Below are 15,871 nucleotides of genomic sequence, written 5' to 3'. Positions count from 1 at the left end.
GCGCTGGAATTAGATCGTATATCTAAAAACCAGCGCTTTTTATATTATTTAAAAATGTCTAATTATTCAGTTTTAGAATTTCAGCAGTATCTTTTCTGATTTCGGCTAATAATGTTGGATTCTTATTCAATTCCTGTCCATAAGAAGGAATCATTCTTTTTAATTTTTCCTGCCATTCCGGAGTTTCAAATTCTTCTTTAAAACATCTTCCTATTAAATCAATCATAATCGAAACTGCAGTTGAAGCACCTGGAGAAGCACCAAGCAAAACAGATAATGAACCATCAGCTGTTGTGATTACTTCAGTACCAAATTCTAATATTCCACCTTCCTTTTCGTCTTTCTTTATAACTTGTACACGTTGTCCTGCTCTTTCTAATTTCCAGTCTTTAGATCTTGCACCAGGAACATATTCTCTTAACGCATTAATTCTATCTTTAGGTGATTGACGTACTTGCTCAATCAAATATTTTGTAAGTGGAATATTTTTAATACCAGCAGCAATCATAGGAATAATATTGTCTGGCTTTATAGACAATGGCAAATCTGAATACGATCCATTTTTTAAAAATCGAGTAGAAAAACCTGCAAAAGGTCCAAAAAGCAATGCTTTTTCTCCATTTATCATTCGGGAATCAATATGTGGTACAGACATAGGTGGAGCGCCCACACTAGCTTTACCATATACTTTGGCCTGATGTTTTGCAATCACTTCAGGATTAGTACATTTCAGCCATTGTCCGCTTACCGGGAAACCTCCAAAACCTTTTCCTTCAGGAACATCTGCTTTTTCTAATAATGGTAAAGAACCACCACCAGCTCCTATAAAAACAAACTTGGTATATGCTTTTCTTTTTTGGCCTGTAGCCAAATCTGTAATTTTTATTCTCCAAGATTTATCCTCACGCTGTTTCAATTTTTGAACTTCGTGGTGAAAATGCATGGTAACACCATCTAATTGAGTTAAATAATTCAACATGCTTCTGGTCAATTCTCCAAAATTTACATCCGTTCCAATTGCCATAGAAGTTGCAGCAACTTTCTCAGATTCATTTCTACCTTCCATAACTAAAGGCATCCATTCCTTTAACTTAGAAAAATCAGTACTAAAAAGCATTTCTTTAAAAAGCGGATTAACATGTAAAGCTTCGTATCTTTTTTTAAGATACTCCACATTTTTATCACCCCAAACAAAACTCATGTGTGGAATACTTTTTATAAAATTTTCAGGAGATGAAACTTTTTTCTGTTGGACTAAATAAGCCCAAAACTGACGAGAAACTTCGAAAGATTCCGCAATACTAATTGCTTTTTTAGGACTAATACTTCCATCTTCACTTTCAGGAGTATAATTAAGCTCACAAAAAGCAGAATGTCCGGTTCCTGCATTATTCCATGCGTCAGAACTTTCGGCAGCAGCAATATCTAATCTTTCGTAAATTTCAATTTTTATATCTGGTTGTAATTCTTTGAGGATTAAGCCAAGTGTGGCGCTCATTATTCCAGCTCCTATAAGAACTACATCACTATTTGAACGAATGGTTGTATCAGGCATAACAAAATTTTAAAGCGCAAAGATACTTTATATAACCATAAAAATTATAACAAATTATTATTAAAAAGTAGGAAATCACGAAAATATCGCAGCCTTTTTAACGTCTTAGGAATAATAATTTTAAAATATTTTTCGAGTCAAATAATCCTGAAGCATTATCGTTGCCGAAATCTCATCAATCAGTGCTTTATTTTGACGCTGTTTTTTGTTCAAACCACTGTCAATCATGGTTTGGAAAGCCATTTTTGAAGTAAACCGTTCATCTACCCGAATGACTTTCATATCCGGAAAATGATTCGTGAAATGTGTTACAAATCCTTTAATGATGGAAGCGCTTTCTGAGGGTTCGCCATTCATTTGTTTGGGTTCACCAATAAGCACTGCTTCTACTTTCTCTTTGGCAAAATAATCCTTCAAAAAAGCAATTGCTGTTTCAGATGGAATGGTTGTTAATCCAGAAGCTATAATTTGCATTTCATCGGTAACGGCTATTCCTGTTCGTTTCTGTCCGTAATCTATGGAGAGTATTCTTGGCATTTGTTTATTTTTTTCAAAGGTAACTATTTTAATTTCCCAATTCTTAGCAACAAGGGAAATGTCACTTTCCTATCATTCCTTTGCCAAGAAATTTTCAAGTCATCATAAATCAAGTCCAAAGGATTTTTATTATTTTTCGAAATATAATGTTGTGTCGCTGACCAAGTTTCTAGATACCCGATAAGTTCTTCAAACGTCCAAGTAAAATGATTTTCGAAAGGTTTAGCAACAATTTCATCAAATGGGAATGGAATCGTTTTATAATTTTCATCCAAGTATTTTCGCTCGGCATCCCAATAAGCACCTACTATATTGTGATAAAAATTTCGTAATATTTTATCCGAATCTGTATTGGTATAAAACAATCCATATCCTAAAATAGCAAAGATCCCCTCTGGTTTTAAAATTCTGTAGATTTCTTTATAAAACGAATCAAAATCAAACCAATGAACCGCTTGCGCCACAGTTATCAAATCAAATTCCTTATTTTTAAAAAAGGTGTTTTCAGCAGCTGCCACTTTATAAATTATATTATCCGAAGGAATTGCATTATCCAATTGATTCTGACTAATATCAATTGCATAAACCGTTTCAAAAAATCTAGAAAGTTTTTGTGCCACTTGCCCATTTCCAGTTGCAATATCAAGCGCGACCGATTTATTTTTGACAAATGAAACCAAATAATCAATCAATTCATCTGGATATTGCGGTCTAAATTTTGAATATTCAGAAGCTTGTTTGGAGAAATTATCTTTCATATTCTAAAGATTTTCATTTATTTATCAAATTTACAACATTTAAAAAACATTAAACACAAAGCAAGTTAAATCTATAACATTTTCAAATCAATTAACCTTTTTGCTTTTTCGGTAAAAAACATATCTTTGTCAAAAATCTAATTAAAATGAATCCATTACAAACTATTATAGAACAAGCTTGGGAAAACCGTGCTTTGTTACAAGAAACAACAACAACTGATGCTATCAGAGCAGTTATTGAATTATTAGACACCGGAAAATTACGTGTTGCCGAGCCAGTTGGCGAGGGATGGCAAGTAAACGAATGGGTTAAGAAAGCGGTAGTGATGTATTTCCCTATTCAAAAAATGGAAACATGGGAATCTGGCATTTTCGAATACCATGACAAAATGTTATTAAAAAGAGGATACGCTGAAAAAGGAATTCGTGTAGTTCCTAACGCAGTAGCTCGTTACGGCGCTTATATTTCAAGTGGCGTTATTTTGATGCCAAGTTATGTAAACATTGGTGCTTATGTTGACGAAGGAACTATGGTGGACACGTGGGCAACCGTAGGAAGCTGTGCTCAAATTGGTAAAAACGTACACTTAAGTGGTGGTGTAGGTATTGGTGGTGTTTTAGAACCATTACAAGCTGCACCGGTAATCATTGAAGACGGTGCTTTTGTAGGTTCTCGTTGTATTGTTGTAGAAGGGGTACATGTTGGGAAAGAAGCAGTTCTTGGTGCCAATGTTTGTTTGACTGCCTCTACAAAAATTATCGATGTAACCGGTGACACTCCAGTTGAAATGAAAGGATATGTTCCTGCACGTTCCGTTGTAATTCCTGGAAGTTATACTAAAAAATTCGCAGCTGGTGAGTTCCAAGTGCCTTGCGCTTTAATTATTGGAACCCGTAAACCTTCAACTGATTTAAAAACATCATTGAACAATGCTTTGCGCGAATATGACGTAGCGGTATAATCCGCTTTCGTTTAAAAATCTTTATAAAAAGACCTATTGGATATTTCAATAATTATTGTCAATTACCGTGGTTGGAAAGCCTTAGACGAATGTTTAGAATCTATTGATGTAATCATTTCGAAAACAGTCTCATTCGAAGTTATCATTGTTGATAATTTTTCTAATGACGGACAATTTGATGTGTTTAAACAAAAATATTCCAAGTTTACATTTATAGAAAATTCTGGTAATAATGGTTTCTCAAATGGTTGCAACTTTGGTGCAAGCATTGCTACGGGAAACCATTTCCTTTTTTTAAATCCAGATACAAAACTTACTTTTGAAGCCCTAAAAACCCTTTTACAAACGGCTGTTTCACATCCTGAAATTGGAATTTTATCTTGTTTGCAAATAAATGAAAACGCTGTTTTTTACAAACAAAATAATTTATTTCCGGCTCTAGGACGCTTTTTCGGAATCTCAAGATCTCTTTTTAGAAAACGGAACAAAGCAAATCTGGAGAAACGTTTTAACAATACTGATAATTTATTTTACCCAGATTGGGTTACCGGAGCGGTCATTTTTATAAGCAGGGATTGGTTTAACAAAATTAAAGGTTGGAACGAAGATTATTGGTTGTATTTTGAAGATGTTGATCTTTGCAAAAAGGTTTCTGATAAAGGAGGAAAAGTTGCCGTTACCCGAAAAGCTACTATTTTTCATCAACACGGAGGTGCATCCCGATTAAACGTAAAGACAAAAGCACTCACAAAAACAGAAGTTATTATTTCTAAACACGTTTACATCAACAATCAATTCCCAGCAGCAATACAACTCTATTTACATAGTTTATTAATCTTAGGAGTACTTAGTGAGAAAATAATTTTGTCCCTTTTAAGCTTATTTTTATTTTTTATTCCAAAATTAAAAGTGAATCGGTTGATGCTGAAAAACCTATCCATTTATTATTTCAATGCAATACAAAAACAAACCTGGATTAGTCCTCGTGCAATGAATTACTTGAAAATAAAAGCATAATTTTTTCAAATTTACTTCGAATGAAAATACTTGTAATTCAACAAAAAATGATTGGAGATGTTTTAGTAAGTTCCATATTATGCGATAATTTGCGCAAAGCCTATCCAAAAGCGCAAATTGATTATATGGTTTACGAATCTACCATTGCAGTTTTACAAGGAAATACAAGTTTTGATAATCTCCTCCTTTTCAAGGAAAAGCATCAAAAAAGCAAATGGGAATATTTTAAATTATTGAAATCCATTCGAGCTGAAAAATATGACATTGTTATTGATGCGTATTCCAAATTAGAAAGCTGGCTTGTCGTATTATTTTCGGGTGCAAAACAAAAAATATCGTATTGGAAAAAAGGGAGAGACTTTCTTTATACGGATACTGTAATTAGAAAAAAAACGACCAATGCGAATTTAGGTTTAATAATCGAACAGCGATTAGCATTGCTAAATCCTTTGCATCTGGATATTGAATTAGAAACATTTCCCAGAATTTATGTCATGAAAGAAGAGAATGATTTTGCTACTTCTCTTTTTGAATCCCATGGAATAGACCAATCCAAAAAAACGATTATGTTCAGCATAATTGGAAGCAGTCCAGATAAAACCTATCCGCTGGAATACATGTCGCAATTAGTAGATTTCATTGCAAATAAAGATGACGTAAACATTCTTTTTAATTATTTTCCAAAGCAAATTGAAGACGCAAAAACGATTTACAATAAATGTAAAGAAAGCACCAAACAGAAGATTTATTTCTCTGTTTTAGGAAAAAATATCAGAGAGTTTATTGCCATAATGAATCATTGTGACATGATAATTGGCAACGATGGTGGGGCAATAAATATGGCAAAAGCATTAGAAAAACCCTCATTCATTATTTTTTCACCCTGGATTGATAAAAAAGGATGGGCTACTTTTGAAGATGGAATTAATCATGTTTCGCTACATTTAAGAGAGTTCAAGCCGAATTTATTTGAAGGTAAAACGGCTAAAACAATAAAAAAAGAAACCGTTTTATTTTATAAGGAATTCACTCCTGAGTTGATTTTCCCTGCATTAAATGCTTTTTTAGAAACACATTTGAAATAATGCTATATTTTTGTAAAACAGCCAAAAATTAATGAAATACAATCACAATACTAACATTTCAGTTTTAATAATTACATTAAACGAGGAGAATCAAATGAAAGCACTTTTGGCTGATTTGGATTTTGCTGACGAAATTATTGTTGTAGATTCATTCAGCACAGATAATACTGAAGTTATTTGTAAATCATTTGAAAACGTAAAATTCATTCAAAACAGGTTTGAAAATTATTCTTCTCAGAGAAATTTTGCTGTTTCACATGCAAAAAATGATTGGATTTTATTTCTGGATGCGGATGAAAGATTAACTCCTGAATTAAAAAATGAAATTTTAATTACTGTAAAAAGTAATGAAACATACGCTGCATTTCTATTTCGCAGAACTTTTATGTTTGAGAACAAAGTATTGCGTTTCAGCGGAAATCAAAACGATAAAATATTTAGGCTTTTCCATAAAAAGCTTGCTGAATATACATCAGACAGACTGATTCATGAGAAATTAAAAGTAGATGGAAAAATTGGCATCCTTAAAAATAAACTCATTCATTATTCCTATACAAATTATGAATCCTATAAATCAAAAATAATTCGTTACGGAAAGCTTAAAGCTCAAGAGAAGTATATCAAAAAACAAAAACCTTACTATTTACTTCACCTTTTTCATCCAGCCTATAATTATTTATATAATTATTTTGTCCGTTTTGGGTTTCTTGATGGAAAAAAAGGAGTGATTATTTGTTATCTAAATGCGTATTGCATTCATATAAGATATCAAGAGCTAGAACAACTTTGGAATAAAAAATAATCTCTATCGCCAAAATAACAGTTTCTTTTTCCGGGCGATTTTTTTATGAAATTTTACTTGAAAATCATTAGTATAAAAACACATTTTACTAAAAACTTCATCATATTCTTTATTGTAAAGTTTAGCATATTCATCACTCATTACGGCCAACATTTCTATTTTTGGCGTAAGCCTATGAAAATTTTTCATGCGAGAATTGAAATCCATAATCTCATGAAAATTCATTCTGTTTAAATCTACTAAGAAAAATTCATACTGATTTTGAGAACCTTTTTTAATCAAAGTATTTCCTGGTGAGTGGTCTAGAAACTCGATTCCTTTTTCATGTAAATCAAAAGTAAACTTTGTAAACTGTCTCAATATATTTTCATGATCTGGATAATCTGGGTCAAGCACCAATTCTCTAAAAGTTAACTCGGTTTTGAGATGTTCGCTCACATAATAACTATCGTTCAAACCCAGCCAATTATTTTTTTCAAAATAAGCTATCGGTTTTGGTGTACCAATTTTTTTCTCCAACAAAATAGTTGCATATTCAAAGGAGCGTCTGGCTTTAGATTTTCTAAAATATTTATAGGCCACTTTATTAATTAAATGTGGTATTTTGAAAGATTTCACATTAATCGTTCTGTTGTCAAGTACAAATAATTTGATTACATTACGTTTACCATCTCCAAAAACAGTTCCTGAATGACTGAAACTTTCTATCAAGGAATGAATCTCTTGTTCGTTTTTGGAAGGTTTAGAAAATTGGAAGGTTTCAATCATAGCAGCAGTATTATAGTTATAAGTGTATTAGTATAAGTTCAAATAGGGTTTCCAAAAGTCTATAACTTTCGACTTATTTATCCCATGACAACCAAAAGGAAGTTTGTTATTATTTAACTTTAAAGCTAATTTAGGCTTACGATCCATAGCAAAATTTAAAGCCTCCATATAATCTGGAATCTTAAAATCAGGATATAGTTCTGGTACTTTTATAGACCAAAAAACATCTTCAATTGCATAAATAGGGTGCTCTTTTGCATTTAAAAAGTCAAAAATAAAACCCTCTTGTTGTTGAGCAATTGAATAATGAGAAGCCGTTCTGCGCAAAGAAAAACCTCCGTTTCCAACTTTAAAAAAAATCTTTTCCCGCTCATTTTTCTTTTTTGATCTGAACTTTCTAGCAATTGTATTAAAAACTTTTAACCCAATAGAATTTTCCAGTGTGGCAATCCATGGAGCTCCAATATAATCATACCCTTTTTCACACCATTCACTAAGCTCATCCTTAAAAACAAAAGCATCTAATTGGTATATCAAAATAAATTCTGAGTCAATAAATCTTTCATAAAAAGAGAATGTCAAAAGCAATTCATTATATCCTGCGATACTATCAAAATACTTTTTTTCAAAACACTCAACTGCAATGGTATTATACTTTTCAGTAATAAATGAAGTATCCAAACCTTCTGGCTGAACCAAACAAATATCATATCTATTGAGCAGCTTCATACACTGCAAAAAAGATTTTTCTTCTAATTCTCCAAAATAAGACTTGCATATTGGAATGAGTATTTTTATTGATTTTTCCATTTTAATAAATTTATTGAGACTTAAACCTCAAACAATCCTTGAGGTAATGGATATCAAAGAGGCAAAAATAATCTTATAATTAATAAAACTATAATTATTGTAATTTTTATTTAAGGCTTATAACGGCTAGAATAACTATTTTTGCATCAGAAATTACATTGACAATCCATTTTATGAACACAACAGAAGAAATCCAGAAAGCCTACGAAGTAATACAAAACGGCGGAATAATCCTCTATCCTACCGATACCGTTTGGGGAATTGGTTGTGATGCTACAAATCCTGAGGCTGTCGCCAAAATATATAAACTCAAACAAAGAGCCGAAACCCAAAGCATGATTGTTTTGATGAATGGTGAAAAAATGATGTATAACGTTTTCAAAGATATCCCAGAAGTCGCTTGGCAAATCATTGATTTATCCGAAAATCCTACGACATTAGTCTTAGACAAACCAAGAAATGTGGCTCCTAATTTAATTGCGCCAGATAACACTTTAGGAATCCGTATCGTGAAAGAACCTTTTTGCTTCAAATTAATGGAAAAGATGAAAAAACCATTGGTTTCAACATCAGCAAATATTTCTGGACAACCTACTCCAAAAAGTTTCAAAGAAATCAGCCCCGAAATTATAAAAGGCGTCGACTATGTTGTAAATTTGCATCGCGAAAAAATCACCGCAAAATCTTCAACAATTATAAAATTGACGAATGATTCGCAGGTAAAAGTGATCCGTAAATAGTTTGCAGTATTCAGTTTTCAGTTTTCAGTTTAGCAACTTTAGACTATAGACTTTAAACATTTTTAAGATGAGCATCAAAACTTCCTATAAAGAAGCCCTAAATAATAAAATTTTCGAAGTCATTTCTCAAGCTTCCCAAGAACTTAACATTGAAAGTTATGTAATTGGTGGCTTTGTGAGAGATTTGCTTTTGAATAGAGATTTCAAAAAAGATATTGATATTGTTGCCGTTGGCAGTGGAATCGAATTGGCTTTGAAAGTTTCCCAATTACTTCCAAAAAAACCAAAAGTTCAGGTTTTCAAAACCTATGGAACAGCGATGTTGCGTTTTGAAGATACCGAGATTGAATTTGTAGGTGCCCGAAAGGAATCCTATAATCAAGATAGTCGCAATCCAGTTGTAGAAAACGGAACACTTGAAGACGATCAAAATCGTCGTGATTTTACGATAAACGCTTTGGCTTTATCATTAAATACTTCAAATTTTGGCGAATTATCCGACCCATTTAATGGACTGGAAGATTTAAAAAACAAAATAATCAAAACACCCTTGGATCCGGATATCACCTTTTCTGATGATCCTTTGAGAATGTTGAGAGGCATTCGTTTTGCAAACCAATTGGGTTTTGAAATCGAAGAAGACTCTTTAAACTCTATTACAAAAAATGCAGAACGCATTAAAATAATATCCGGTGAACGTATTGTCGATGAATTGAATAAAATCCTTTCGACTGACAAACCTTCTATTGGATTTTTGCTATTGTTCAAAACTGGACTTTTGGACATCATTCTACCGGAATTGACTGCATTAAATCAAGTCGAAGAAATTGAAGGTCACACACACAAAAACAACTTCTATCATACATTAGAAGTGGTTGATAACATTTGTCCAAATACAGATGATGTATGGTTGCGTTGGGCTGCTTTATTGCATGACATTGGAAAAGCACCAACCAAGCGTTTCAATAAAAAACAAGGTTGGACATTTCATGGACATGAATTTCTTGGTGGAAAAATGGCAAAGAAAATCTTTGAACGTTTGCATATGCCTTTGAACCAAAAAATGAAGTTTGTGCAAAAAATGGTCATGATGAGTTCGCGACCGATTGTTTTATCACAAGATACCGTTACTGATTCTGCGGTACGCCGTTTGGTTTTTGACGCCGGTGAAGATGTAGAAAATCTAATGACGCTGTGTGAAGCAGATATTACCACCAAAAACCCCACCAAATTCAAGAAATACCATAATAATTTTGAAATTGTTCGGAAGAAAATTGTGGAAGTAGAGGAACGAGACAATGTTCGGAATTTTCAACCTCCAATAACGGGAGAAGAAATTATGGAAATCTTCAATTTAAAACCATCCAAAGAAATTGGTATGCTCAAAGAAGCCATCAAAGAAGCCATATTAGAAGGAGAAATTCCGAATGAATATCAAGCTGCTTATAGTTTTATGTTAAAAAGAGCCGAAAAAATAGGACTGAAGATTAACGCTTGTTGAATTAAGAATTAATTTTTTTTAAAATAGCTTTGCAAAAATTAGTTACAAAAGATGAAAAAGGAGAATAAGCCGGTTATTATTTGGTTGTTATCAGGATGTCTGTTAATATTTTTAATGGTTGTTGTAGGCGGAATTACACGTTTGACCAATTCAGGACTTTCCATGACCGACTGGCATTTAGTTACCGATACTTTACCTCCACTTTCGGAAGCAAAATGGCAGGAAGCTTTTGAGCGATACAAGCAATTTCCTGAATATCAGAAAATCAATATTCATAACGATTTTACCCTCTCTGATTATAAATTCATTTATTTCTGGGAATGGTTTCACCGTTTCATCGGACGAATTCTTGGTTTTGTTTTTATCATCCCGTTTGTTTATTTTTTAATTAAGAAAAAAATAGACCGCGAAACCTTAAAAAAATGTGGCATTCTTCTGGGAATGGGCGCTTTTCAAGGATTTTTGGGTTGGTTTATGGTAAAAAGTGGTCTTGTAAATAATCCGGATGTAAGTCATTTTAGACTTGCATTGCATTTAACTTTTGCGTTTATCACATTTGCCTATACACTTTGGGTTGCTTTGGATTTATTATATCCTGAAAAGAAAGAAATTGAAAAATCATTACGAACCATTGCCCGTGTGGCTCTAGCTTTTTTATTATTGCAAATTATATATGGTGGGTTTGTTGCGGGTTTAAATGCTGGTTTAATTCACAATCACTGGCCTTTAATGAGTGATGGACAGTTTATCCATGACAGTGTTTTTCTGGAACAAAAAAACCTGTTTTTGAGTTTCACAGAAGGAAAAAGCGGGGTTCAATTCGTACATAGAACATTAGCTTATTTTGTAGTTGGCATGATTGTTTTATTGTACTTTAAAAGCATTAATTTTACTTTAGACAAACCACAAACTAAAGGCATAAAATTGCTTTTGTTATTGGTTTTTGTCCAGTTTGGATTAGGTGTTTTAACGTTATTGTATGGCGTTCCTTTGTGGTTAGGACTCTTACATCAAGTTAGTGCATTTTTCTTATTGACGGCAATGACTTTCACTTTACATCGATTATCAAAATAATTTTTTCACAATTTATACCTGACTATATTGTCGCATTTCTTTGTTCATAAACTTAAATGTCTAAACTTGCTGCTCAAGATAAATTTTTAGATTTATCCGATTACGGAAGACCATTCGGCAAATTTTTAGCCAATCAATTAAAAAATACCCGATTCACTCCCATTCATGTTACGCTCCTTTTTGGGCTTACAGGTCTTGTTGCAATTTACTGTATTTTACAAAATCATTACTTTTTAGCCGGTTTTTTCATCATTTTGAAATCAGGAATTGATGCTGCCGATGGAGAACTGGCAAGGATAAAAAACACCCCTTCTTACACGGGGAGATACCTCGACAGTGTCTTTGATATCATCTTAAACTTCTTGCTTTTGATGACCATTTATTATGTTTCAAAAACGCCCATTTGGCTTACTTTTTTAGCCTTTATTTGTATTCAATTACAAGGAACTTTATACAATTATTACTATGTAATTTTAAGAAACAAATCCGTTGGAGGAGATTCAACCAGTAAAATTTTCGAATACAAATCACCTAGAGCTTTGCCTGGAGAAAGCCAAAAATCAGTTGATATCTTGTTCCGGATTTACACTATTGTCTACGGTACTTTTGACAAAATAATTCACACACTTGACAAAGAGGCGTACAAGGTAAAAACATTCCCACATTGGTTTATGACGGCGCTTTCAATTTATGGATTAGGATTTCAATTGCTGATTATTGCTGTTATGTTACCTTTGAATTTAATCGAATATATCGCTCCATTTTTCATCTTTTACACTTTGTTTATTTTCGTATTAATTGGAATCCGAAAAACATTTTTTAAGGTCTAAAAACCACTATAGACAGAATCTATCCTTAAAATACATTTTATTCAACACCAATAACTTAAATGCAACTACTTACTTTTTTTTATTTAAATAAATTTCACCGTTAAATTATTTAAAATCGCATTCAATCTCCAGAACAATTTACCAAAAATTAAACAACAAATCCTCTTAATTACATAACAGTTTTACCCTTTTCAATCACCAAATTTGTAAAAGAAACAATATCAATTTAAAACTATACATTATGCCAAATTCAAAAGAGATTAAAGGAAACTGGAATGAATTAAAAGGAAAACTCAAACAAAAGTTTGCGGAATTGACAGATGACGATGTGTTGTTTGAAGAAGGAAAAGAAGATGAAACTTGGGGGAAATTGCAACAAAAATTAGGCAAAACTGAAAAAGAAATCAGATCCTTATTTGAATAATCTCAAGATCTAAAAATCACTAAAACTGTTTCAAAAGCTTCGCTGAATATTTTCCTTTTATGGATTTTGTTTGAAATTTTGAAACAGTATTTTTATTACTTTAATTACCCAATCCAGGTTTTAAATTCGGATACTTTCTCTCTACTTACAATTACCTCATCTTCTTTAAAAGAAGGCAAAATTAACTTCAAACGAGAGTTACTATAAAGGACAATTTCTTTGATTGCTTTTAGCGGAATTATAAATTTTCTATTCACTCGGAAAAAATCTTTTGGATCTAATTCTTGTTCCAAAACTTCCAAAGTACTTTCTATTAAATAATTTCTATTGTCAAAAGTATGAAGGTATGTTCCTTTATTTTCACTGAAAAAACATTCAATTTCATCAACAGAGACAACTTTCAAATGTTGGCCAATTTTTACCGTAAAGCGTTTTTTGTAATTTTTTTCAAATGGATTGGTCAACATTTTTTTGATTTGCTCAAAATCTAATTGTACCGTTTCTTGTTTTGGCAAGCGCGTTTTAAATTTAGAAACTGCCACTTCCAAATCGTCCTCATCGATGGGTTTCAAAAGATAATCAATACTGTTTAATTTGAAAGCGCGCAACGCATATTCATCATAAGCCGTCGTGAAAATTATGGCACTTTTGATAGCTACTTTTTCAAAGATTTCAAAAGACAATCCATCCGATAATTGAATGTCTAAAAAAATCAAATCCGGATGCTTATTTTTAGAAAACCAATCAATAGATTCTTCCACTGAATGCAGCATCACTCCTACTTGAATATGTAGCTTTTCAAGTTTTCGTTGTAGCAATCTTGCAGCTGGTTTTTCGTCTTCGATAATTATTGTTATCATTTACTATTGAATCGTTTATTTGGTTATTTGTTCAACTGAAAACTGGGGCTGAATACTCCTTTTCACTCCCATTTCTCGCTTTTATCTTTTTCCATTAATTCTTTAATTTTTTTCTCTTCCCAGTTTGGTCCAAAAAATAGATTCCTTCCAAAAACAGATAATCCATGCGCTGTCAATCCAATTCCCCAAAATAATGCTGTTGAAAAAGTTTCCCAACTCCAAAAAAGATGATTACTGGGTATACTTTCATTACTATTTCCAATAATAATGAATGTATTTACGCCTATATAAACCAACAAATGAACATAAAACCCTTTGATTCTTTTTACTCTTTTGTAAGCTAAGTTATAGCGTTCGTCAGAATTATACGTATCAGCATTATAATCATTTAACATACTTCTTCTAAATCTTCCCATTTTTTTTCAAAATTAAATTAGCTCCAAGTTTCCTTGTTCTCTTTTTCCTTATCCATAAACTCCTTAATCTTTTTCTCTTCCCAGTCTTTTCCTATAAATGGCATATAATTAAAAACTTTCATACCATGAAAAACAACCCCAATTCCCCAACCCAACATCGGCCAATAAAACCACAAATGTCCGGGAGAAGTAAGTAAATTAATCACTACAAGACCAATATTAACAACAATATAGGCTACTAAATTCCCATAAAAACCTTTAATTTCCTCTACTCTTTTTTTTGCTTTGTAATAACGTTCCTCGTTTTGATTGTTATTTTCCATGATGTTTTTTATTTAAAATTTAAGGTTTAAAGTATCCATTGATTACAGGATACTATTTCCAAGCTTGTTTGTTGTCTTCTTTTTGCAAAATCTCCTGTATTTTTCTTTCTTCCCAATTGGTGCTATATCCAAAAACCTTTAAAGCGTGCATGATTAATCCAAAACCCCAGCCTCCTGCAGAAAACCAAAACCATTGAAATTGCGGCGAATAAGTAAGATTAATAAAAATTAATATTGGAATCACACAACAGTATGAAATTAGGTTTCCATAAAATCCTTTGAGTTCTTCAACCCGTTTTTTAGCTCTGTAATACGCGCTATTTTCACTGTAATTACTATTCGTTTCCATAACTGAAATTTGTTTGGTTAAAATAGGTATTTTGACTGTAAAGGTTTTTTCATTTTGCTCAATCAATACTTTTCTATTGGTAATAATTCCATAGCGATCGATTATATTTTGCAATCCTACACCCTGGCGATCTTGTAAAACTTCCTTCTTTTGATAATCATTTTGAATAGCAAGGTAATCTCCTTCTATAGTGATGCGAATGTGTAACGGCCTTTGTTCACTAACCACATTGTGTTTTACCGTATTTTCTAATAAAAGCTGCAAAGAAAGCGGCACCACTTTTGCTTGAGGATTACTAGTTGTTGTTGGCAATTCATAAAACAGGCTATTTTCAAAACGCATTTTTAGCAGGTTCATATAGGTTTTGGCGAAAGCCAATTCTTCTTCAACCGAAACTAACTCTTTGTCTTTTTGTTCCAATACATACCGATAAATTTTTGACAATGAAGTCGTAAATCGTTGGGCATTATCTGGATTTTCTTCAATTAAAGAACTTAAAACATTCAAACTATTAAAAAGAAAATGGGGATCAATTTGATTTTTTAAACTTTCGAACTTTGCCGAAGCGGTACCTGCAATTATTTTTTGTTCCGTTACTTCTTTTCTTGATGCTTGTTTCCAATTAGCCATGAAACTTCGTGCATGCATGAAGGTCGAAACGCCTAAAGAAAGTATGATATAAAATAAATGAACCCAGATCATTCTGTCATTAAAAAACTCAGAAGGATTCATTTTTTGAAAAACCACGAAAGTGATATAATCAATTATTAAAACAACGGGAACCGTATACAACACTGTAGCTATTATTCCAAAATACACTCTCAAATTAGTGTGTTCCAGCCAATCCCATTTCTTATTTAGAAGGGAGTTGATTACACCATTCCCAAAACCAATTCCAAAAGAATACAATGAACTTACCCAAAACGTGGTCAGTATTGTTTCTAAATCAAAGCGACCTTGGATTAAAGAAAATATAAAAGTAAAAATCAAAGCAATTTTAAGAGAAACAATTGTTCCTTTTTTAAATTCAGTGTAGGTATGTATCCTTTGATTTTCCATT

The 15,871-nt window shown here is 32.3% G+C and carries 18 protein-coding genes; 9 read left to right on the top strand and 9 right to left on the bottom strand.

The window, feature by feature from the left end; all coding sequences use genetic code 11:
* Positions 1-58: 58 nt before the first annotated feature.
* From ACM55K_RS07615 to ACM55K_RS07605, 3 genes are all read right to left on the bottom strand, one after another.
* Positions 59-1,555 (bottom strand): malate:quinone oxidoreductase, encoded by a 1,497-nt coding sequence (locus ACM55K_RS07615; protein ID WP_416849634.1) that lies wholly within the window; start codon positions 1,553-1,555, stop codon positions 59-61.
* A 120-nt stretch (positions 1,556-1,675) separates the two neighbouring features.
* Positions 1,676-2,092 (bottom strand): Holliday junction resolvase RuvX, encoded by a 417-nt coding sequence (gene ruvX / locus ACM55K_RS07610; protein WP_416849633.1) that lies wholly within the window; start codon positions 2,090-2,092, stop codon positions 1,676-1,678.
* Between the two features lie 23 nt (positions 2,093-2,115).
* Positions 2,116-2,850, bottom strand: coding sequence for a class I SAM-dependent methyltransferase (locus ACM55K_RS07605; protein ID WP_416849632.1), 735 nt, complete (start codon positions 2,848-2,850; stop codon positions 2,116-2,118).
* Between the two features lie 146 nt (positions 2,851-2,996).
* Between ACM55K_RS07605 and ACM55K_RS07600 the strand changes: the two genes are divergently transcribed.
* Genes ACM55K_RS07600 through ACM55K_RS07585 form a run of 4 tightly spaced genes read left to right on the top strand, consistent with a single transcriptional unit; the run spans position 2,997 to position 6,716 of the window.
* Positions 2,997-3,812: a 2,3,4,5-tetrahydropyridine-2,6-dicarboxylate N-succinyltransferase gene (locus ACM55K_RS07600; protein WP_039109614.1), complete on the top strand. Its 816-nt coding sequence runs from the start codon at positions 2,997-2,999 to the stop codon at positions 3,810-3,812.
* A 36-nt stretch (positions 3,813-3,848) separates the two neighbouring features.
* Entirely contained in the window at positions 3,849-4,829 is a 981-nt protein-coding gene (locus tag ACM55K_RS07595; protein WP_416849631.1) for a glycosyltransferase family 2 protein, read from the top strand.
* A 20-nt stretch (positions 4,830-4,849) separates the two neighbouring features.
* Positions 4,850-5,914, top strand: coding sequence for a glycosyltransferase family 9 protein (locus ACM55K_RS07590; protein WP_416849630.1), 1,065 nt, complete (start codon positions 4,850-4,852; stop codon positions 5,912-5,914).
* Positions 5,915-5,945: 31 nt separating this feature from the next.
* Positions 5,946-6,716: a glycosyltransferase family 2 protein gene (locus ACM55K_RS07585; protein WP_416849629.1), complete on the top strand. Its 771-nt coding sequence runs from the start codon at positions 5,946-5,948 to the stop codon at positions 6,714-6,716.
* Positions 6,717-6,719: 3 nt separating this feature from the next.
* Here ACM55K_RS07585 and ACM55K_RS07580 read toward each other — a convergent pair whose 3' ends face one another.
* On the bottom strand, positions 6,720-7,484 hold the full coding sequence (locus ACM55K_RS07580; RefSeq protein ID WP_416849628.1) for a lipopolysaccharide kinase InaA family protein: 765 nt from the start codon (positions 7,482-7,484) through the stop codon (positions 6,720-6,722).
* A gap of 27 nt (positions 7,485-7,511) precedes the next feature.
* On the bottom strand, positions 7,512-8,294 hold the full coding sequence (locus tag ACM55K_RS07575; protein WP_416849627.1) for a DUF5672 family protein: 783 nt from the start codon (positions 8,292-8,294) through the stop codon (positions 7,512-7,514).
* A 173-nt stretch (positions 8,295-8,467) separates the two neighbouring features.
* Here ACM55K_RS07575 and ACM55K_RS07570 point away from each other — a divergent pair, with 173 nt between their 5' ends.
* From ACM55K_RS07570 to ACM55K_RS07550, 5 genes are all read left to right on the top strand, one after another.
* Positions 8,468-9,034, top strand: a complete 567-nt coding sequence (locus ACM55K_RS07570) for an L-threonylcarbamoyladenylate synthase (RefSeq protein WP_416849626.1) — start codon at positions 8,468-8,470, stop codon at positions 9,032-9,034.
* Positions 9,035-9,101: 67 nt separating this feature from the next.
* Positions 9,102-10,535: a CCA tRNA nucleotidyltransferase gene (locus ACM55K_RS07565; RefSeq protein ID WP_416849625.1), complete on the top strand. Its 1,434-nt coding sequence runs from the start codon at positions 9,102-9,104 to the stop codon at positions 10,533-10,535.
* A 51-nt stretch (positions 10,536-10,586) separates the two neighbouring features.
* Positions 10,587-11,609: a COX15/CtaA family protein gene (locus tag ACM55K_RS07560; protein WP_416849624.1), complete on the top strand. Its 1,023-nt coding sequence runs from the start codon at positions 10,587-10,589 to the stop codon at positions 11,607-11,609.
* A gap of 56 nt (positions 11,610-11,665) precedes the next feature.
* Positions 11,666-12,439: a CDP-alcohol phosphatidyltransferase family protein gene (locus tag ACM55K_RS07555; RefSeq protein ID WP_416849623.1), complete on the top strand. Its 774-nt coding sequence runs from the start codon at positions 11,666-11,668 to the stop codon at positions 12,437-12,439.
* A 241-nt stretch (positions 12,440-12,680) separates the two neighbouring features.
* Entirely contained in the window at positions 12,681-12,863 is a 183-nt protein-coding gene (locus ACM55K_RS07550) for a CsbD family protein (protein ID WP_416835302.1), read from the top strand.
* A 104-nt stretch (positions 12,864-12,967) separates the two neighbouring features.
* On the opposite strand, the gene ACM55K_RS07545 is transcribed toward ACM55K_RS07550, so the two are convergent.
* From ACM55K_RS07545 to ACM55K_RS07530, 4 genes are all read right to left on the bottom strand, one after another.
* Positions 12,968-13,723: a LytR/AlgR family response regulator transcription factor gene (locus tag ACM55K_RS07545; protein ID WP_416849622.1), complete on the bottom strand. Its 756-nt coding sequence runs from the start codon at positions 13,721-13,723 to the stop codon at positions 12,968-12,970.
* Positions 13,724-13,785: 62 nt separating this feature from the next.
* Positions 13,786-14,139 carry a 2TM domain-containing protein gene (locus tag ACM55K_RS07540; protein ID WP_416849621.1) on the bottom strand — a complete coding sequence of 118 codons (354 nt, stop codon included), beginning with the start codon at positions 14,137-14,139 and terminating at the stop codon, positions 13,786-13,788.
* A gap of 17 nt (positions 14,140-14,156) precedes the next feature.
* On the bottom strand, positions 14,157-14,462 hold the full coding sequence (locus ACM55K_RS07535) for a 2TM domain-containing protein (RefSeq protein ID WP_416849620.1): 306 nt from the start codon (positions 14,460-14,462) through the stop codon (positions 14,157-14,159).
* Between the two features lie 52 nt (positions 14,463-14,514).
* Positions 14,515-15,870, bottom strand: coding sequence for a histidine kinase (locus ACM55K_RS07530; protein ID WP_416849619.1), 1,356 nt, complete (start codon positions 15,868-15,870; stop codon positions 14,515-14,517).
* Position 15,871 lies beyond the last annotated feature (1 nt).

The organism is Flavobacterium arabinosi (assembly GCF_048158725.1).
Classification (GTDB): Bacteria; Bacteroidota; Bacteroidia; order Flavobacteriales; family Flavobacteriaceae; genus Flavobacterium; species Flavobacterium arabinosi.
This window is presented reverse-complemented; position numbering and strand designations above follow the sequence as displayed.